This is a genomic window from Mesorhizobium sp. M8A.F.Ca.ET.207.01.1.1, assembly GCF_004794715.1.
Lineage (GTDB): Bacteria > Pseudomonadota > Alphaproteobacteria > Rhizobiales > Rhizobiaceae > Mesorhizobium.
Genome location: NZ_SRUS01000282.1, coordinates 1 through 345, shown reverse-complemented (window position 1 = coordinate 345; position 345 = coordinate 1). Strand labels below are relative to the sequence as shown.

Genomic DNA, 345 nt, shown 5'->3' with positions numbered 1-345 from the left:
CCTGCTGGAGCCATGGCGCAACCCGCTGCCGGCCGACGCCCTGCCGGCCGATCTGCAGGCCGAAGACCTCGGCAGCCAGGCGCTGGACGGGGTCCAGACCCGTCACTACCGGCTGCGCGGTGCCCAGCCCGGCGAACGCCTGGAATACTGGGTGGATGCCCAGGGCCTGCCGCGGCAGATCGTGCGCAGTGGCAGCAGCCATGGCCGCAGCTTCCAGCTGCGCCTGCGCTATTCGCGCTTCAACGACCCGGCATTGCACGTCGATCTGCCCTGAATAGGGGATCGCAGCAACGCTTGCTGAAGCGCGCATTGGATCGATTCGGACCGCCATCACGCTTCCAGTAT

The 345-nt window shown here is 67.8% G+C and carries 1 protein-coding gene; it reads left to right on the top strand.

Going from position 1 to position 345, the window contains the following annotated elements; translation table 11 throughout:
• Positions 1-274, top strand: a 274-nt coding sequence (locus EN850_RS34550) for a hypothetical protein (RefSeq protein WP_210238052.1), incomplete at its 5' end; no start/stop codon positions are given.
• Positions 275-345 lie beyond the last annotated feature (71 nt).